Source organism: Bdellovibrio sp. (genome assembly GCF_036384735.1).
In the GTDB taxonomy this organism is placed as follows: domain Bacteria; phylum Bdellovibrionota; class Bdellovibrionia; order Bdellovibrionales; family Bdellovibrionaceae; genus Bdellovibrio.
Window position 1 is genome coordinate 55831 of sequence record NZ_DASVLT010000016.1, and the last position, 19743, is coordinate 75573.

The 19743-nt window shown below is 43.0% G+C and carries 17 protein-coding genes and 3 riboswitches; of the genes, 14 read left to right on the plus strand and 3 right to left on the minus strand.

The genetic code is table 11. The features are described 5' to 3' along the window. Window positions 1-6: 6 nt before the first annotated feature. The 11 genes from eno (at window position 7) to VF412_RS05370 (ending at window position 13342) form a co-directional block, all read left to right on the plus strand. Entirely contained in the window at window positions 7-1314 is a 1308-nt protein-coding gene (gene eno, locus VF412_RS05320; protein ID WP_414640831.1) for a phosphopyruvate hydratase, read from the plus strand. Next, the gene (locus VF412_RS05325) at window positions 1314-2525 is read left to right on the plus strand and encodes an MFS transporter (RefSeq protein ID WP_331338177.1); all 1212 of its coding nucleotides are present in this window, start codon (window positions 1314-1316) and stop codon (window positions 2523-2525) included. The genes eno and VF412_RS05325 overlap by 1 nt, the downstream gene beginning before the upstream one ends. A 10-nt stretch (window positions 2526-2535) precedes the next feature. Next, window positions 2536-3846 (plus strand): chloride channel protein, encoded by a 1311-nt coding sequence (locus VF412_RS05330; protein ID WP_331338178.1) that lies wholly within the window; start codon window positions 2536-2538, stop codon window positions 3844-3846. Then, window positions 3843-4274, plus strand: coding sequence for an HIT family protein (locus tag VF412_RS05335; RefSeq protein WP_331338179.1), 432 nt, complete (start codon window positions 3843-3845; stop codon window positions 4272-4274). The genes VF412_RS05330 and VF412_RS05335 overlap by 4 nt, the downstream gene beginning before the upstream one ends. A gap of 57 nt (window positions 4275-4331) precedes the next feature. Then, a riboswitch (Fluoride riboswitch) is annotated at window positions 4332-4397 on the plus strand. A 26-nt stretch (window positions 4398-4423) separates the two neighbouring features. Next, window positions 4424-5524, plus strand: coding sequence for a cyclopropane fatty acyl phospholipid synthase (gene cfa, locus VF412_RS05340; RefSeq protein WP_331338180.1), 1101 nt, complete (start codon window positions 4424-4426; stop codon window positions 5522-5524). Between the two features lie 15 nt (window positions 5525-5539). Continuing rightward, entirely contained in the window at window positions 5540-7291 is a 1752-nt protein-coding gene (locus tag VF412_RS05345) for a dynamin family protein (RefSeq protein WP_331338181.1), read from the plus strand. Then, complete coding sequence (locus VF412_RS05350; RefSeq protein ID WP_331338182.1) at window positions 7288-8442, plus strand: patatin-like phospholipase family protein; 1155 nt, start codon at window positions 7288-7290, stop codon at window positions 8440-8442. The genes VF412_RS05345 and VF412_RS05350 overlap by 4 nt, the downstream gene beginning before the upstream one ends. A gap of 71 nt (window positions 8443-8513) precedes the next feature. Beyond that, window positions 8514-8589: riboswitch (Fluoride riboswitch) on the plus strand. A 97-nt stretch (window positions 8590-8686) separates the two neighbouring features. After that, entirely contained in the window at window positions 8687-10606 is a 1920-nt protein-coding gene (locus VF412_RS05355) for a fumarate reductase/succinate dehydrogenase flavoprotein subunit (protein WP_331338183.1), read from the plus strand. A 58-nt stretch (window positions 10607-10664) separates the two neighbouring features. Further along, a riboswitch (Fluoride riboswitch) is annotated at window positions 10665-10740 on the plus strand. Between the two features lie 136 nt (window positions 10741-10876). After that, the gene (locus VF412_RS05360) at window positions 10877-11938 is read left to right on the plus strand and encodes a universal stress protein (protein ID WP_331338184.1); all 1062 of its coding nucleotides are present in this window, start codon (window positions 10877-10879) and stop codon (window positions 11936-11938) included. Beyond that, window positions 11904-12401 carry a hypothetical protein gene (locus tag VF412_RS05365; protein WP_331338185.1) on the plus strand — a complete coding sequence of 166 codons (498 nt, stop codon included), beginning with the start codon at window positions 11904-11906 and terminating at the stop codon, window positions 12399-12401. Before VF412_RS05360 ends, VF412_RS05365 begins: the two co-directional genes overlap by 35 nt. 125 nt (window positions 12402-12526) lie before the next feature. Beyond that, the gene (locus tag VF412_RS05370; protein ID WP_331338186.1) at window positions 12527-13342 is read left to right on the plus strand and encodes a hypothetical protein; all 816 of its coding nucleotides are present in this window, start codon (window positions 12527-12529) and stop codon (window positions 13340-13342) included. An 83-nt stretch (window positions 13343-13425) separates the two neighbouring features. On the opposite strand, the gene VF412_RS05375 is transcribed toward VF412_RS05370, so the two are convergent. From VF412_RS05375 to VF412_RS05385, 3 genes are read right to left on the minus strand one after another with little or no spacing between them, the layout of a single operon-like run. Beyond that, window positions 13426-14484 carry a hypothetical protein gene (locus VF412_RS05375; RefSeq protein WP_331338187.1) on the minus strand — a complete coding sequence of 353 codons (1059 nt, stop codon included), beginning with the start codon at window positions 14482-14484 and terminating at the stop codon, window positions 13426-13428. Window positions 14485-14525: 41 nt separating this feature from the next. Further along, complete coding sequence (locus VF412_RS05380; RefSeq protein ID WP_331338188.1) at window positions 14526-14975, minus strand: hypothetical protein; 450 nt, start codon at window positions 14973-14975, stop codon at window positions 14526-14528. 31 nt (window positions 14976-15006) lie between these two features. Further along, complete coding sequence (locus tag VF412_RS05385) at window positions 15007-15156, minus strand: hypothetical protein (protein WP_331338189.1); 150 nt, start codon at window positions 15154-15156, stop codon at window positions 15007-15009. A 910-nt stretch (window positions 15157-16066) separates the two neighbouring features. Between VF412_RS05385 and VF412_RS05390 the strand changes: the two genes are divergently transcribed. From VF412_RS05390 to VF412_RS05400, 3 genes are all read left to right on the plus strand, one after another. Beyond that, window positions 16067-16243: a hypothetical protein gene (locus VF412_RS05390; RefSeq protein WP_331338190.1), complete on the plus strand. Its 177-nt coding sequence runs from the start codon at window positions 16067-16069 to the stop codon at window positions 16241-16243. Window positions 16244-16258: 15 nt separating this feature from the next. After that, entirely contained in the window at window positions 16259-16489 is a 231-nt protein-coding gene (locus VF412_RS05395; protein WP_331338191.1) for a hypothetical protein, read from the plus strand. Window positions 16490-16655: 166 nt separating this feature from the next. Continuing rightward, window positions 16656-19697 (plus strand): type IV secretory system conjugative DNA transfer family protein, encoded by a 3042-nt coding sequence (locus VF412_RS05400; protein WP_331338192.1) that lies wholly within the window; start codon window positions 16656-16658, stop codon window positions 19695-19697. Window positions 19698-19743: the final 46 nt, after the last annotated feature.

Sequence of the window (19743 nt, forward strand, 5' to 3'; positions counted from 1 at the left end):
GAAAGGATCAGCACCATGCCAAAAATTCAACACGTTCACGCTCAAGAGATTTTAGATTCCAGAGGAAATCCAACACTTGAAGTTGAAGTTATCCTAGATAACTCGATGAGTGCAAAGTCCGCCGTTCCTTCCGGGGCTTCAACCGGCGCCCTGGAAGCCGTTGAGCTTCGTGATAAAGACCCCAGAAGGTACCAAGGAAAAGGCGTATTAAAAGCCATTAGCAATGTAAATACCGAGATCGCGAAAGAAATAAAAGGCTTTGAAGTGGGACTCATTAAAGAGCTGGACAAGAAACTGATTGCTCTTGATGGCACTGAAAACAAGTCACGCTTGGGTGCTAACGCGATATTAGGTGTTTCTCAGGCCGCAACAAGAGCGGCAGCCTTGAGTCATGGAATTCCTCTTTATCAATATATCAATAAGTACCTATATGGTGAACGCGACATGATTCTGCCTGTTCCGATGTTCAACGTCATGAATGGCGGGGTTCACGCGGACAACACTATCGACTTTCAAGAATTTATGATTGCTCCTGTTGGTGCGCTTAATGTGCAAGAAGCCGTGCGAATGGCAAGCGAAACTTATCATACGCTGAAGCAAATTTTAAAATCTCGAGGCCTCGGCACAAACGTTGGCGATGAAGGGGGCTTTGCTCCCTCAGTCAAAGGCAACAATGAAGCGGTTGAGTATATCTTAGAAGCTATCGGCAAGGCCGGGTATAATGCTGGAAAGGATATTGTGATCGCTTTAGATCCGGCATCTTCGGAGTTTTTTGAGGATGGAGCGTATAATTTTAAAAAATCGGATGGCTCAAAGAAAACATCGGAAGAAATGATCGAGTATTATGAAAAGTGGGTTCAACAGTATCCGATTCTTTCTATCGAAGATGGCCTTGCTGAAAATGACTGGCGCGGCTGGGAACTCATGACCCAGAAAATGGGCAAGAATCTTCAACTTGTTGGTGACGATATTTTCGTTACCAATCCAAAGATCATCAAGAAGGCTATCGACAAGAATGTCGCGAATGCGTCTCTTATTAAGTTGAATCAAATCGGCACTGTGTCCGAGACTCTTGAAGCAATGCGAATCTCTCAAGAGGCGGGTTATGGAACAGTCATCAGTCACAGATCCGGTGAGACATGGGATGATTTCATCGCCGATCTTGCTGTCGCCACAGGAGCAAAGCAAATTAAAACAGGTGCTCCTTGTCGTGGTGAACGTGTCGCTAAATACAATCGTCTTATGATGATCGAACGCGAGATGGGAAAAAAGGCAACCTATGCTGGTGTTGCTCCGTTTAAAGGGTGGGGTTGATGAAGAATGACGAGAACTCCTTCCCGGTCAGGGCCGAGGCTCCAAAAAGGCATTGGCTGAATTCAACGATTCTTGGTGTTGGCATCGCAAGTCTTTTCTCGGACGTGGGCCATGAGATGGCAACGACGGCACTTCCGGCATTACTTGCGACTATTGGAGGAGCTTCTGCGACATTAGGAATTATTGAAGGGTTGGCTGACGGCTTATCAAGCTTCGCAAAACTCTTCTCTGGTCTTTACAGTGATCGTCTGGAAAAGCGAAAACCGCTTGCTGTTGTCGGATATTTTGTCACGGCATCGGGGATGGCAAGCTTTGGTGTTGCAACAAAGCTTTGGCATGTCTTTTTAGGAAGAGCTTTTGGTTGGGTGGGCCGTGGGGCAAGAACACCTGTAAGAAATGTTTTACTAACGGAGGCGACTACTCCAGAGACTTACGGAAAAGCATTTGGTTTAGAGCGTGCGATGGATAGTGCTGGAGCGGTCATTGGACCATTACTTGCGACACTAATTGTGGCGCAAGTAGGTCTTCGAGAGACTTTCTTTCTAACGTTGATTCCAGGAATTCTCGCGGCCCTTTGTATTTGGTTCTTAGTAAAAGAAAAACCACACAAGTCGCAACCTCACACGCGCCTCATGTCGGGTCTTTCCTCCCTTCCTCATCAGTATAAAAAGTTTTTATTCGGAGTTGGGATCGCAGGGATTGGGGACTTTTCGAATACACTTTTGATACTTTGGGCAACACAGTCGTGGATGCCAATTTATGGAACCGTCAAAGCGACTTCTATGGCGATGAGTTTCTATGTACTATTCAATGTTATCTATTCGCTGACCTGTTATCTGAGTGGAAGTTTTGCAGATCGCTATCCTAAACACCGTGTTTTGGCATTTGGATATGTTATTGCGGTGATTCCGGCTATTGCATTGATGATTCCCGGTGGATCAATTTTAAAATTTGCCGTCGTGTTTATTTTCTCTGGTTTTTACATGGGAATTTGGGAAACAGTGGAAAGCACGTCGGCGGCATCCCTGTTGCCACAAGAACTTCGAGGAGTTGGCTTTGGGGCGCTTGCGACGATCAACGGTATTGGGGATTTGATTTCTAGCATAGTAGTGGGGATTCTTTGGTCGGTAACTCCACTTTTAGCAATGGGATTTGTTATCGTAAGTTCTCTTGTTGGAGCTGGGATTATTGCTACATCACGCAAATATTAAAAGGACGAATATGATTCCAAGAAGTTGGTACAGAAAAATTATAGAGCTTAGACAGATGCTCTGGGTTTCTGTACCTATTGGGATTATCGCTGGCCTTGGGGTTTCACTCTTAGAGTATATTTGCAATAACGTTTTATGGAACCACATCACGATGTTACCTATTGAAGTGCGACTAATATTTCCACCTTTAGGGCTTTTGATTTCCGGTTGGGTTTTGCACAGATTAGGTGTTGCCATGATCGGGATGCTCAACGAAGTCGTGATTCACTATCATGAGCCTCCTCATGAGCTTTCTTTAAAAGAAGATGCCATGAAAGCATTGGCGTGCATTGGAACTGTGGGCTTTGGTGCTTCGCTGGGGCTCGGTGGTCCGAGTCAGTGGCTTGGAACCAGAATCGCACTTTATGTAAGAAGATTTCTAGCAAAGCATCATATTGTGCGTGGTCTTTCAAAATCACAAATCGTGTTGATTGGTGCTGCCGCTGGTGTGTCTGCGATTTTCAGAGCACCACTTGCTGGAACTCTTCTCGCGCTAGAAACACCATTCAGTAAAGACATCGAGGGACCTGCACTTCTGCCGGCATCTATTGCCGCAGTAGTTGGTTCTCTTACTCATGGTCTCTTGATGGATAATAAACCACTTCTACCGTTTCCTGAGTCAGCTCCTCACAGTATTGCTTCGGTTCTGGCTGCTTTGCTCATCGGACTTGCTGCCGGGTTTATTTCGAGAAGGTTTCAGCGAGCCCTTACCTTTATACGAACAATGTCTGCAAGACGAGCTTGGTATGTGAGATCCCTGGTTGGAGGCGTCTTAACTTCTGCAACTGGTCTTATTGCATATCACTATTTTGGGGACACTTACACACTTCAAGCAGGCCTTCCGCTTTCACATTTGGCTTTCGCCGGGCAGTTTGTTGGAGTGGCAGCGTTGGTTCTGTTAATTTTAAAAATTTGTGCGGTATGGGCAACTGCTGGATCAACAGGGGTGGCGGGTCTTCTGGTTGTCACACTCACGGTAGGAAGCCTTATCGGAGCTTCTGTTCAGCCGTTGGTTCCGTTTATTGATCCTGCAACAGCGGCCGCCATTGGCGTCTGCGCTTATTTAGCCGCGAATTACAATGCGCCTCTGACCGGGATTGTTTTAGCGGCAGAGTGGGGCGGAACAGGTCTTCTTCCAGTTGCTTGGTTCTCGGTCATGATCGCTTCGTGGATTGGGGAGGGGCTTGCAAATACGCCGAGCAAACGAAGACGTAGACCCCATCATACCCATCTTCATCACGTGCCGCAGATACAGAATCCAAATGAGGAAAATAAAACATGAGTTCCGTATTCACTCAGATCATTCAAGGGAAGCTTCCTTGTTATAAAATTTATGAAGACGAAAAAGTGATAGCATTCTTAGCTTTAGATCAAATTAGTCTCGGACATACGCTTCTTATCTGTAAGGACGAAATCGACCATTGGCTTGATGTCCCGCTAGACCTCTATGAATATCTTCATGGAGTTTCAATAAAAATTGGCAGAGCTATTCAAAGGGCAACAGGTTCCACTCGGGTTGGCCAAATGGTCATGGGATTTGAGGTGCCTCACTATCACTTGCACCTTATTCCGGCGTGGCAAATGGCTGATATTGACTATAAAAGAGCAAAAAGGCGATCTCCAGAGGAGATGCACGAGATACAAACAAAAATCTACCGTGAATTAGAAAATATTGAACGCACTAAAATAAATGAAAATGCTATGCGCTAAGTGTGCATTGGCAATCGCTTGGGTATTGATTGATTCTGATAAAGATGTTCTGATTGCTTGATTACTGGCGATGGAGTTCGCCAAAAACCGCCGTTTTCCTCGGCTGATGACTCCTACCTAAAGCGATTTTTGCATTGGTAGGAGTATTTATGTCTGTAGTCGTAGATCTTCTTCGAAATTCTGGAATTGAAGTTAATGGAGAAAGACCATTCGATCTGCAAATACATGATAAGCGTCTATATGACCGTGTTTTGGCCCAAGGCTCACTCGGGCTTGGAGAAGGTTACATGGATGGTTGGTGGGATTGTGAAGACCTCAGTCATTTCTTCTATCTCATTTGCAGGGCCAAGCTTGACGAAAAAGTTGTGCCCCTAAGTTTTCTTTTTCATGCACTGAAAGCGCGAATTTTTAATCATCAAACTTCGTCTAGATCATTTCGAGTGGGAGAAGCCCATTACGATATAGGTAATGATCTCTATCAAGCGATGCTAGATCGCCGCATGGTTTACACCTGCGGTTACTGGAAAGAGGCAAAGAACTTGGATGAAGCCCAAGAAGCAAAGCTTGATCTCGTGTGCAAGAAAATGGGATTGAAGCCCGGAATGAAGGTTTTAGATATAGGATGCGGGTGGGGCGGTTTTTTAAGGTTTGCCGCCGAAAACTACGGCATCACTGGCATAGGGCTCACTATTTCAAAAGAACAAGCAGATCTTGCTCGTTTATTATGCCAAGGAAAGAAAATCGATATTCTACTTTGTGATTATCGAAAAATTGAAAGCACTTTTGATCGCGTGATTTCGCTCGGAATGTTTGAACACGTTGGTTACAAGAATTATCGTACTTATATGGAAACTGTCGCTCGCTGTTTAAATGACGATGGCCTCTTTTTACTTCATACCATCGGTGGAAATCAATCCACGCAAACTACTGATCCTTGGATTGATAAATACGTTTTTCCCAATGGCATGATTCCTTCTGTCTCACAAATCGGTAAAGCTATCGAGGGGCTTTTTGTCATGGAAGATTGGCACAACTTTGGTGCTGACTACGATAAGACTCTTCTTTGTTGGTTTGAAAATTTCGACAAAAATTGGGATATTCTTCAAAGAAAATTCGATCCGGTCTTTTATCGCCGTTGGAAATATTATCTTTTGAGTTGCGCGGGATCGTTTCGAGCGAGAACGAATCAGCTTTGGCAGGTGGTGCTTTCAAAATCAGGCATTGAATCAGGTTATCAATCGTTACGTTAAAGGAATTTGTACGAAGTGAATGAGTTAAAGCAGCAAGAATCAGCAAATGAACAATCGAAACTTTTTGACCGTCTACGGACCTTCCAAGCGCTTTCGTGGATAAGTCCTATTTGCCGAGTTGAGGTCGGTGCATTGGATAAAAAACTAAGCGAATCCATCTTGAACTTGGTCTTTATCGGGCAATATAAGCGTGGGAAATCCTCATTAATAAATGCGCTCATAGGAAAAGGAGTTTTACCAGTTGGTGCTCTTCCACTTACCTCAGTAGTAACGATACTCTGTCATGGGCCGGGATATACGACAGTTTTTTATTTGGACGGTCATAGTGAAGTGGTGAACTCGGGAAGGCTCAGTGAGTACATTACTGAAGAAAAGAATCCAGAGAACGAAAAGCTTGTGAAGCTCGTAGAAGTTCAGGCCGATTTCAAACTACTGGAATCTGGAATGAGGATTATTGATACTCCAGGGCTGGACTCGATGAATGAGCATAACACAGAGGCAACATTGTCGTATTTGCCACAGGCGGATGCGGCTGTGCTGGTACTGAGTGCGGATCAGCCGCTCAGTGTCCAAGAGATGCAGTTTCTCCAAAAAGCAAAACCAAACTTAGCGTTGATGCTTGTTGCTCTCAATAAGATTGATCTCTTATCAGAGCAAGATTTAGCGTCTGTCGTGACCTATATCCGAGAGTCACTGGTAAAATTCTTTCCCTATACTTCGTTTGAAATATTTCCCGTTTCTTCAAAGTGGGCAAATGAAGGATTTTATGAGCGATCTGGAATCGAAAAGCTGCGAGAGCGGTTTGAAAAACTAGTTCGTGACGAGAAGAAAGGCATTGAGCTAGTAGCCGGTGAGAAAAAATTCGAGAATTTACTTGATTCAGAAAGCAGCCTTCTTCGTGCTCGGTTGAAATTTCTTAGCGAAAAAGAAGAGTGGCGGTCCGAGAAAAATCGCGAGTTAAATCTTATCTTCGAGGCAACTCAGGAAAACCAAAGGGCGCTATCTTATTCCATAAATGGAGAGTACCAGGATTTGGTTAAGAGATTTAACGAATTAACGGACAAGCTCGCGAAAGAAACTTTAGGAAATATTGATAAACGCTTGAATGAATTCTCTTCGCAAGGGTCTATCTTTTCGCGAGAGTATCTAGCGAAATGCTATGACATTATTCAAGGCACTTTATCTGAAGGTCTTAAAACATCTGAGCCGCTGTTCCGACAGTTTTTAGAGAAGGAGTATGGCGGCTTTCTTGATAGGTATAATGACCGTATTAGTTCGTTACTGAGTAGTGCCTATGGTGCTGCTTCGAAAGTTCTGGATTTGTCTTTGCCCTCTCACGATATAGAGAATCGTTTTAGGTTATCTGCGATCAAGGCGGTTTTTAATCCCTCCTTAAGTGTTTCGACGCTAGGGGGCTTCTATGTGTTTGCTCTTTCTTGGCTGCCATCGAAACTAAGTCGTATTTTATTAAAATCACATTTTAAGAGAGTAATGGAAGACGCCGTTTACATGAACTATGAGGGGCTGCGTTGGGAGTTCTTTAAGACACTAGATAAAGATTTCCGCACAAACGTTGCAGATCTTAATGCGCGAGTTCTCGCAATCAAGAGCACCCTTGAAAGCGTGATGTTTTCAACAACTCAAGATTACTGCCATGCACACGAAGAGAGCGAGAGCGAAGTTCAGCAAATTATAAAGAGAAGTTTTTTGTTGCGAGATTTGTACAAGAATCCAGATGAACGGAATTTTGATTGGGCTCAAGCATGAAAAAAGTAGCGCTCGTTCTTCCTGGCGGTGGTGCTAGATCCTCTTATCAGGCGGGAGTGTTATTAGGCCTGAATGATCTTTTAGTGACTTCATTGGGCCGACCTTTACAGCTTCAGATTATTTGCGGCATTTCTGGCGGTGCAATCAATAGTGCCTATCTAGCATCTAGGGCCGATCAGTTGCCGATTGGGATTCGAGAGCTCTGGGAGAGTTGGAACTCGATTCGCATGAGCGACATATTTGATGCGAGTGGAACGCGCATTTTGGCTATTGCAGCAAGAATGGTGGCACAACTCGGTGCTGGTGGAATGTATCAAAGCAGTTCTGCTAATCAAATCTTGGATACAACTCCTCTTGCAATGTATTTAAAGAATAAAATCGACTTTAGAAAAATCTCACGTCATATCGACAATAATGTTCTGAATGGTTTCGGCGTGACTGCCACACATTATGGTACTGGCAGTACTGTGACATTTTTTGATAGTGCTGAACATATTAATCATTGGATGCGAAGCTACCGAATAGGCAAAAGATCAAGAATTGGTCTTAAGCATATCTTGGCATCCTCAGCGATTCCAGTCCTGTTTCCTCCTACTAAAATTCGTGGGGCGTTTTATGGGGACGGTGGCATGAGAATGGCCTCTCCTTTAAGCCCTGCAATTCACCTTGGGGCAGATAAGGTGATCGTCATAGGGGTTCGTTATCATCGAACTCCCGCTGAGACTTATAAATTAAATGAGCACTTTCACATGAAGACGATCCGACTTGCCGATATCTCTGGTGTGATGCTGAATTCGTTGTTTTTAGATGCTGTCGATTCTGATGTTGAGAGAATGCTGAGAATAAATCAAACATTGGATCTTATGACGGAAGAGGCGAGAAAAGAGCATCCCGAAAAACTTCGTAGTATTCCGGTGTTGGCTCTTCGCCCCTCAGAAGATTTGGGAAATTTAGCGAGAACAGAGTTCAGAAACTTCTCTTGGATCTTAAGGCACTTCCTCAGAGGTCTCGGGGCTTCAGAACATCATGGTTCTGATTTTATTAGTTACCTTGCTTTCGAGAAAAGCTACACTAACAGATTGTTAGAACTCGGATACGGCGATGTTATGAGAGACCGCGAACAGATCATTGAATGGTTTGCAAAAGACTAAGAAAGTCTGTTTTGATGTAGATTAGCATTTGCTGAAGAAACCTTTAGCTTTTGAGTGATTGAGTTCATAGAAATAGTGTTGGCGATGGATTCCGCCATTAACCGCTTATTCATTCGAAATGAATAAGCTAATGACTCCTACCAAAACAAAGGTAGGAGTTTGTCTTGCGATTACCACTACAAAATCAAATTCAAAATACGGAACGCATTCCTCATCGGCGCGATGAAGGAAGGAGTCTTTAATTATGGAAAACAAATTAGATCCTAAAGTTCCCGAGGGACCCCTAGAAGAGAAATGGGATTTATATAAGTCACACGCTCGGCTGGTGAACCCGGCTAATAAACGGAAATATACCGTGATTATTGTTGGAACAGGACTTGCGGGTGCCAGTGCTGCCTCTTCTCTTGGAGAGCTTGGCTATAATGTAAAAGCCTTCTGTGTTCATGAAAGTCCTCGACGTGCGCATTCTGTCGCAGCTCAAGGTGGTATTAATGCCGCAAAAAATTATCAAAACGATGGTGACAGTATTTATAGACTTTTCTATGACACGATCAAAGGCGGCGACTTCAGATCACGTGAAGCCAATGTCTATCGTCTCGCACAAATTTCAACGGCAATCATAGATCAATGTGTGGCGCAAGGGGTGCCTTTCGCGAGAGAGTATGGGGGCACTCTTGCGAATCGTTCGTTCGGTGGAACCCAAGTTTCAAGGACCTTCTATGCGAGTGGACAGACTGGTCAGCAGCTTCTTCTCGGAGCTTATTCGGGTTTGATGAGACAAGTAGATTCAAAACAGGTACACCTCTATACTCGTCGGGAAATGCTGGACTTGGTGGTGATTGATGGTCACGCAAAAGGCATTGTCGTTCGTAATTTATTGACCGGAGAAATAGAGTCACATTCCGCTGATGCAGTTCTTTTGGCGACAGGCGGATATTCGAATGTCTATTTTCTATCAACGAATGCAATGGCCTGTGCGGTGACGGCGGCCTGGAAAGCACACAAGCGAGGTGCTTATTTCGCAAATCCTTGTTTTACGCAGATTCACCCAACGTGCATTCCAGTTCATGGGGAAAATCAGTCGAAGCTTACCTTGATGTCGGAGTCCTTACGGAACGATGGTCGAATCTGGGTGCCGAAAGAAAAAGGAGACAAGCGGCCTCCCGCAGAGATTCCAGAGCAGGATCGAGATTATTATTTGGAGAGAGTTTATCCAAGCTTTGGCAACCTCGTTGCAAGGGATGTGGCCTCACGGCAGGCCAAGTTTAGGGTCGATGAAGGACGAGGCGTCGGTTCAACAGGAGTGGCGGTCTATCTTGACTTACGAGATGCAATTCAGAGCTTGGGACAAAACAAGATTGTCGAAAGATATGGAAATCTTTTTGAGATGTACGAGAAGATCACTGGTGAAGATCCATTCAAAGGGCCTATGAAGATTTACCCGGCGCCCCATTATACAATGGGCGGCTTGTGGGTAGACTATGAGTTGCAAAGCACAATACCGGGATTGTTCGTTATGGGAGAGGCGAATTTCTCCGATCACGGCGCGAATCGTTTAGGTGCTTCATCAATGATGCAAGGACTTGCCGACGGCTATTTTATTATCCCTTATACACTGGGAAATTATCTGGCTACCAATAAGCCGGAAGCAATCAGTACAACTCGTGACGAGTTTAAGGATGCTGAGCAGAATGTACAAAGACAGATAAATACACTGATGTCGATCCGCGGAAGTAAGACGGTAGATTCGTTTCACAAGAGGCTCGGGCATTTGATGTGGGAATATTGTGGGATGTCCCGAAACTCCTCTGGCCTTAAAGAAACACTGGCTAGCATTTCTCAGTTGCGTAAGGAATTCTGGCATGACCTTAGAATTCCTGGTGAGGCAACCTATATAAATTCTGAGCTTGAGAAAGCAGGAAGAGTTGCAGACTTTCTTGAGTTGAGTGAGCTTATGTGTTGGGACGCATTAGAAAGAAACGAATCTTGTGGTGGGCATTTTAGAGAAGAGTTTCAAACTCCCGACAACGAAGCGAAGCGCGATGACACAAACTTTACTCATGTGGCAGCGTGGGAGTGGCGCGGACCAGAGAGTAAAGAAACTCGTCATCGAGAAGAGTTGGTATTCGAAACCGTGCATCCTGCGATGAGATCGTATAAATAATTGTGCATCTTAGCATCTAGTCATTGAGCTATTGAGTTTTCGGCTAAGATATCTATACTTAAAGAGAGGCGATGGAGTCCGCCATAACCGCCTATTCATAATAAGATGAATACGCTGATGACTCCTACCAAAACAGTGGTAGGAGTGTGCCTTGAAGACATCAGCAGTAAAATATTCGAAATCAGATTTTTTGCTAAAACCCCAGTCATTTGAAACAAATTTAAGTCAATTCGATGATTTTCATTTTTCTCATCGAGGAGGGATCGTTTTATGAAAGCGATTTTACCAATGAAGCGTGCCGTTTGGGCTGTGGATGTTTTTGAAGAGCAGGATGATCTTATTGAAAGAGCGGCCCAATTAGTTGCGTATTTCAATAGCGAAAGCAGTATTGAGATCCAGCCTGTTCATGTTCTAACTTCTTATAGCAGAGATTTGCCAGCCGAATTTGAAGATCATTGGCTGCAAATTCAGGGGTGGCAAGAGGTCGAAGAGACTTGGGAAAAAAAGCATATTGATTTTGCAAAAGAACGCTTCGTTGGAATTATGAAGCAATTCAATCTTAAAAATATTTTAGAGCCAGCAATTCTCAATCCTGAATTTAGTTCGTCAGATTCAGACCTTGTTGATGCAGTATCAGATTTCGCGTTTAATTCAAATGCGGATTTCATAATTGCAAACACTCATGGAAAACGGGGACTTGATCGGTTTATGTTAGGGAGTTTTGCAGAGACTCTCTTGATGCGATCTAAGGTTCCAGTTTTAATTGCTGGATATCGAGGAAAAGAACATACCGCAATTAGAAAGATATTTTTTCCGACGGAGTTTGGCGAGCATTCACGAGATGTATTTAGAAGAGTTATTTCTTTTGCCAAACTTACTCACGCCGAAGTCATACTTTATCATGTCGCTGCTGATCCTAGCGAACCGAAGCCTGGTCGAGTTAATCCTTTAACGTGGCTTCCACGAACCAGTCCTCAACTCATGCAAGCAGTGTTGGCATTCCAATCTTATATGGACTTGCAAGTCAAGCGTGCTGAGAAATGGCGTTTAGCGGCTGAGAAAGAGGGTATTACTGTAACAGTAGTAATAGAAACCGACGGTCATCCCGTTGATCTTCTCATACACGAAAAGGCCATTGCATTTGGTGCGGATTTAATAATGATGGAAGCGCAGCGAGGGCCTATCAGAGGAGCGATCCTCGGCAGTAATACTAGGAAAGTTGTGAGACAGGCTGAGACTCCGGTCTTCGTATTTACTTATAACTATTTTAAATCTCACGAAGTACCAAAGACACCTCATGGCGAGGACTACAGCGACATCAGCGGCGTATAAAGGACTGACAGTGGAATTCCAGGAAAATGACAATGATGAACTTAGTCACAACCATAAGAATGCGGTGAATAGCACTCTTCTTCACGTTAGTGAGTTACTTGATAAATGTGAAGCGATGACTCTTATTTCAGAGGGATCTGAGACTGGTGAGTATGTTCAAACACTGACCGTCGATCAAAAGAACGTCTCACTAGCGGGGATTGAAAATCTTCGGTCGGCGATAAGAGAGCTGCAAGAGCAAGTTCATATTCAGAACTTTACTCCTAAGATAAAAACATTTGAGTCTATCATGGCGACGCTTTCTTTTATTCAGATCGCATTTGATGATATGCGGTCTAAAAATCTAAGAAATTACGGAATGCTATCTGAGGGGAATGCGGAATATATCGATAGAGTATGTGAGAATTTTGAGAGGGCTGTATCTGGTCTCAAATCAGATCTTCGAGAGTCAAAAGACGTTTAAGTAAAAATAAAATCTATTCAACACTTTGGTGACGACGCTCTGAACTTAGAGCGACGAGGAAATTGAATTTATCAATTTCCGAAGTGTTTTTTCAAATATTTGAATTGGAAACATAGGAGAGTAATATGTTGAACAAAGTTGCCGGGCTTGTCGCCCTGTTTATTATTTTTAATTGCCTTGGTGCCGACGCCGTTTTGAGGGAAGAGGTCAAAAAGAAATTGCGAAACGTAACATTTAGTCAAGCCTTCGAGAAGGAAGATACTTACTTTACAGATCGCAAAGATAAACAGCGAATGTTTATTCCAGAAGATTGGCAAAAGAAAATAAGCCTTCCTCCTTATCCTGCATTTGGAACACCGGAATTTTATAAGGATGTTGAGACAATCATGGATTTGGTGAAGCTTCGCACTCCAGAGACTCTTCGACAAACACGAAACGAGAGGTTTGCGACGGCATTTTTTCTGGGGCCAGTTCATATAGCGGATTTGCGCCTTTATCATGGAAAGAAGGATGAACTGGTGGATTTCTTCAACGATGTTTTCTCTGATAGCGATATTATACTTTACACACTTAAGCCAAAATTCAACAGAGCGCGTCCAATAGATGTAATTCCTAGTTGGGAAACGACTATCGAGACTCCAGGCCATTCATCCTATCCATGTGGAAGTTGTGTCGAGGCGCACACATTTGCTTACCTCCTGACAGAATTTGAACCAGGCTTAAAGGAAGAATTTTTTAAATCGGCACGTGAAATAAGCTTACGCAGAGAAATCTGTGGGCTTCATTTTCACTCAGACAATGAAGCTGCTGAACTGCTCGCCAGGCAGTCTTTTGCTCTGATGAAGGAATCACCGATGTGGAAGAAGAGATTTCCAATTGTGCAAAAATTGTGGATGGAGAGAAGAAATATACTGTTAGGAAAACCGTTCATAGGTAGTTAAACTACTGCATTGTGAACTGTAAAAGAGAAGGCCCGAATAGGTCGGGCCTTCTGGCATATAGGGAGAAATGAAATTCTTAAAAACTAATGGCTATAGATTGGCGTACCTCCATCAGCATAGACGCTCGTGAGGTCATCCATCGTGTAATCGCTTTTTTGTAGCTTCATTCGGATAGATTTTCCGTTTGTCTGTAAAGTTCCTACAATCTGCTCGTTTTCAACAAGCTGCAAATCTCTATCAAAATCCAATACAAGTTCGCCGGGGTTTCCGAAAGATAAATTTCCAGAGTATAAATCTAGCGTGTTAAAGGTACGTTCCCATACCATATCGTCAACGATGTAGGTCTTCTCGCGACCTAGTGGCACATTCTGATCTAACAGTTTGATCAATAGAAAATAGCGGCCATCGGTTTCTAGAAATAGCTCCATGTGTGTCACCAAGATAGATCCACTTGATAATACTGTTGGGTTTAGTGCTTGCAATGATTTTAATTCAGTTTTTACTGTATGACTTTGATTCATGACGCTAGCAAATTTTCCGGGAATATCTTCGCTCGCAGGACAAATTTCTCTACCGTAAGTGATTGCTGAAGTTGATGAGACCCGTGATGCTTCCGCAATTTTTCCGGACAGACCTGAAGATACGATGTCCTGCTGGTAAGTGAATTCAGCCACGATCTTATTGTCTTCCATGCGCCCTTGAAGAATTCCCAGATTATCCAAAACGAGTTTTCCATCCTTTACATACCAAGAGCCCGTTAAATTTCTAATTCGGTATCGCTTATACCCATATTTGGTTTCAGTACGATAGAGCAAATCCTCCTCCTGATATTCGGCTCGGTATGTGCCATCTGGATAGATTAGTAAATCAGCTTGGGCATAGACTTCTTTGCCATCAGTGGCAGTTCCAATTTTGATCTCATGTACGCTTACAAAACGATCATTGATGTCTTGCCGAGCGCAGGTTCCATCATGTTTATACATTAGTTGGCCATAGTCGAAATCTACTGTGGTTGAATTATCATTAACTCTCACATCTGGCTTTGAAGGTACTGCTTGTGCGGAGTTGGAGGTTCCATTTGAACAAGCGTTTAAAGTCAGTGCAAACATTAGTGAGCTTAGAATCTTAGTTGATGTCTTCATTTTTTTCCTTTTCTTAAAAGATAGATATTTTTTTGGTGTTATTAAATTGTTATCTGTGAGGCTTTATTGAAAGCCGGTCCTTGAAAATAGATGATTGATTTATCAGGAAAGATCATCGTGTATCCTCCATGTCCCTTATCCCAAGTTTTTGCGTGGACGATTGTGCCCTGGTGTTTCTCAGCCACGGCAATCTTTTCGCCCATGAGCTGTCCTTTTTTAAGTTTGTTAGCGACGTTCTTGGCGTCACATTTGCCACATTCTAAGGAGATATAGTTGTCATTAAGGAGAGACACATTTTTATAGAGTGCATTTCCATTTTCGAAGACGGCAATTTCCCCGTTGTTCAATGGGCGAACAGACGGAATCTTTGCCGATGGTAAGAAATGGACAATCGCTATACCTTTCACCGTTTTGGTTTGAGCGAAAGCGGCAGGAATGTGTGAACAGAAAATTGTGCTAAAAACTATCGGCAATACTAAGTTTGTTTTCATATTAATTTCCTTTGTGCCTCCAATTTGGAATTTATTTTTTGAAATCTGAAATCTGATAAACTTGGAATTCTCGTTCTAGGATTTTTACTTCAAGATATAGTTCTTGAAGATCGTGCTTGAGGCAGAAAAGGGCGAGTCCCTTAAGTTCATTTAAAAGTTTAGAAAGTAATTGTTGGTTCATTTGAAACTCCTTATGGTATCTGTTTCTCGCAAGCCTATAGAGCAAGAGGTTAGCCAACGATGGACCCATCTTAATTTCGATTTGGCGATCCTTAATCAATCTTGCTGAGACTCTTCAATTCGATATTCATTCAAGAAATTCGCGACTTAGAATAGCCGCCGCTTTGTATTTCCAAACTATGGCGAGAATGAACCAGCGTGGTTTTTTCTCGCCACATGTAAGTTATTGGTTTTATTGATTTGGTAAATTCTCTATGGCGAGTTCTCGCCACCTTCGGGTCAGTCGTTTTTTACCGCTCTTCTGCAAAAGCAAATGAAAGCAAGTAGTTAGTAAGTCGTGGCACAAGCACGGTCAGCGGACCTATTTTTGATATGTAGGAATATGTCGGCTTCGGAATCACGGTGATTCTTAAGATCTCGACGAAGCGATGGAGAGGGTATGGCTTTCTTAACGATATGCCCAAGATGTGGAGAGCATCACTTAGAAGTTTTTCGAAGTCACGAGTATTGCGCTAACTGCAATTATGGAAAGTGCTTCGTAAACGCGAAGGTGATTCAAGCTAAGGCAGAATCAAAAGGTGGCTGGCAGAAGCAAGTTATCCAAGTCAACTCCGACGCAAAGTTATTAAAAACTAAAACCGTAAAAGAATCGAGAGGTGCGTAATGTTGCCAGTAGGAATCGTAACAATGAATTACAATGAGGCTAATCAAATTAATTTTTCAGAGAAGATTAAAAAAGCCGCGAGGTTTGGAAAAAAGTCTTGGTTAACGCTGAGAAATATCGGGAACACACTATTCAATGTGTTCATGAAGCCGTGCTCAATTCAAGAACAAGTGGAAGCCGGGCGTCTTGCCGAGATGAGACTGCGCCGACACATGAATATGATGTAGCCAGAGTGCCGGGAGGGGAAATGGCAAACCAAATTCTAGAGAAAGCGCAAGAAAGTGCCGTGGAGATCGCTCTTAAAAAATTAAAGGAAGAATTTCGCCGTTGGTACTCGATGCTGTCGATCCAGGAAATAGTGAAAAACCAAGCATTGATCGCTGAAATTGAAGCTATGGAAAAAGCCTTGCTTCAGGGCACATAAGTTTAGGGGGAACGTATGAGTCAAGATATTCAAAAAGTTTCAGACATGGAAATTATTGAAGAAGCGGCAAAGAGACTTCAAAAACAGTTTGTTTGTGAAAATGGTAGTCCACTTCTTTATGGAAGTTTCCGCTTCATTTTTCACGATGGAAGATTTCAAGGCGTTGAAGATTGGCCGCGCAATAAGAGATATCAAAGTCCTAGTCGATTCAATTCTTCAAAAAAAGTTACTGAGGAAGTGGGATAAATATGTTTAAGGAAATTTCAAATTTATTTTCTTCGATTCTCCAAAAAGTGTCTACGGCAGAGAAGTCTCGTAATTATGCGCTGAAACGGCAAACTCTTCGAGTGCAGATGGCATTGAGAGATCTTCAAGGTTGTTTTGAGCCAGTATCTACTAAGGTGAAGTAGCTATGAGCGATTATAAGCAGGACGTTCCGCTCTCAGTCGCATTGTTATGTTTGCTAATAGTTGTCGGCATATACTCCTATGCTGCTTACTTTAGGTTTCATCCTACCGTACTAGGCAGTCTTCAAGAAGATTTTATTTTGAACGGTGGATTTTGGACGGTCTCAATGATTGCGATTCTTTCGAACTTTGCATTTCTTGGTTCTTATATTCAGCAATCCGTTGGGCTTGAGCGCCAGGGAAGTAAGTTAGAAATTCTGCAAGGAAAAAGAAAACCTTCTAAGTTTGGGATCGTCGAGGCGGGGGCAATCACGGTTTCCATTATTACATACTTAATATCTTTGATGTGGGTTGTTCCACCTAAGATAAAAGCATGGATTTTTTTGCTACCGAATAATGTGAACCTTTTAAATCATTTCCTGTCGGGAAATTTAGGAATGTTATCGGGTTTGATTTTATGGATATCGATGAGCTCTTTGAGGTCCCTAAAATGGACAAGAAATAGAACCTACAAACTTGATGTTCCCTGTGTTGAGACAGGAGAGCTTATCTTAGGTTCTAGTCCCGGTAAGTTGTCACATGAAGATGATATATCAGATGCAAAGGAAGAATGGGTGACTATACCTGGGCGTGGAATCAATACAGGAATTTTAGTAACTGGCAGTATTGGTAGCGGCAAGACGCAAGGAACGATTTTAAGATATTTGAAGCAAATACTGACATTCCAGGCAAGAGTCCCTTCTATTCTAGCGATAGATCCGAAGGGAACATTTCTTAAAGTTGCGGAATCAATGATTCGGGCATTGGGCTTAGATCACCTTATTGTAAAAATCGTCCTTGGCGGCAAAGTCACGATTAACCCGATTTACTGTGAGCGTCCTCTGAAAAATTCTAGATTTAGTGAGATTGCAGAAATGGTGAGGGCTGCGGCAATTAACTTTATGGGAAAATCGTCAGATTCTCCTTTTTGGGATGTTTCTTCGTCGTATTTGATTCGGAATTCTATCGTTTATTGTGCGGCCACGATGAGCTATTACACCCTTTTGGATTTGTATCAAACCATTGTGAGGGCCAATAAAGATGATCTAGGAGAGGAATTGACTGAAGCTCTCAAGGAAGGCTCTTTCGACGAGGAGGAGCAATTCAATATCGGAAGAGCAATCGAATATTTTAAAAATGAATATTCCCAACTTGAGGATCGTGTAAGAACCGGCATTGTAGCTACAAGCACAGCTTTTATAAATCAGTTCCAAGAGTTTGGAGCAAGTCGTGTCTTTTGCCCAAAGTTGGAGGATCTAACCATTAAATCAATGGATGAACTTGTAAAAGATGGAAAGATTATTTTGTTTGATGTGCAAAAGCCTGGGCTATCTCGGTCAATGGGAACTTTTATTAAGCTTTTATATTCTCAAGCGGTGCTAAACAATATGGCTGAGCTTAAGAACAGTCCTTTGCCTGTAACAAATGCTCTTATAATTGACGAGTATCAGGATGTAGTGACTTGTGGCGGTGGTGGTACTCTGGGAGATGAGAGTTTTGTTGCGAAGAGCCGGGAATCAAAGTCATTTTTTCTAGCAGCAACTCAGTCGGTAAGTTCGATTGTAAATGCGGTAGGAAGCCCTCGTCCAGCGATGGAGCTTTTACAGAATTTTAGGACGCGAATTGCATGTCACTCTTTGGATACTGAAACGACGAAGATATTTGGTGAGCTTGCGGGTAAGGATGAATATGAAAGTGAAACGCATTCATTATCAGAGACTTCACAGGCAGCAAAGTTAAATTTATTGACGGGAGATTTTGATTCTAAAAATTCAAATCTCAACGAGTCGATCAGTCATTCAAAAAGAAAAGAAGATCTTGTCATGAGTGGTGATTTTTCAAGGCTCAGAACATTCGAAGCTTTCGCGCAGGTTTTTGATGGAATTGAAACGAAGTTTTTAAAACTTTATTTGAAGCCGGATTTCTTGCCAAAGATAAATACTATTCACGAAGAGGTAATTAGATCTTTAGATAAAGCGAAGGTGAAATCTAACGTCAGTTTTTTGAGAAAATGGATACCTCGTTTGAGTTTTGCTTCCATCTTTTTCTGTATGACATCCTTGGGGGCAATTCCAAATGTTTGCAATGTGGTAGGTGCTGGCTCCTTCAATTCCTGTCTGGAGTTAAACGTTGGTGCTTGTACTTGTGGTTTTCCTCCGCACCCTTGTGCAAGTATCTCTTACTATGTGCCGCAAACCTACATTGAAGTTTGGCCGAATGAGGGAGAAAGCTATTTCTCTGCTCTTCCTGGGGCTAAGGCGCAGTTATCTAAGATAAAGGAAGTCCCTTTTGGTTCGGAAGGAGAAGACACTCAAAGCTATCAAGCAAGAAGCATTGTGATTCCATTTGCATCAATGGCGTTTGCAACCATGCCAGCTAGAGGAACGAGATTCGATAAGATGTGCTTTGATGGAATGAGCGAACATTTCGGAGTTCACTGGAAAACAGGTAAAGGTGATTTGCTTCAGCCTCTTTTTCTTGCATGGGGTGTGGCTCCAAAGGCCTGCTTACTGAAGGGGGCCGTTATGTCGGCAAGTGGGGGGGCAAATGGAGGATATTCAGGGGGCGGCGAGACTTGCAGTTTTGAACTGCCAACTATCGGAACCTTTCCTCCTAGTGCTCATGAGGCTTGCAATGGGTGGGGCACTTTCTATCCAAGATATGGAACATACGCTGGTCCAGCTTCTCTAACTGGCGCATTAATGATTGCATCGAGGATCAAAAGTCTTTCCTCGGAAGTGTTGCACTCAATGCCTACCGGACCGGATGAGAAGTGGCAGCTTATTTACCCTCAGAACAGTTCGTGCTTTCGAGAGGGACAAAATGTCGGGATTTTGGAGACGATAAAAGGAGTCCGAGAGACGGGTCGTTTGTTGAATGGAAAGCTCAAGGGATATTTATTTGCGGTGTGGTCGAAAACAATAACCTGCCAGGATTTTCCATCGGCAATTCAGGCGAAGGCAGGAGCTTTGGCGATAGAAGCGGCATGTAGGGGGCTTAATGAGTAATCTTAGCCTTCAAAATGACCACGGAGTTACCATTGCGAAGAAAAAA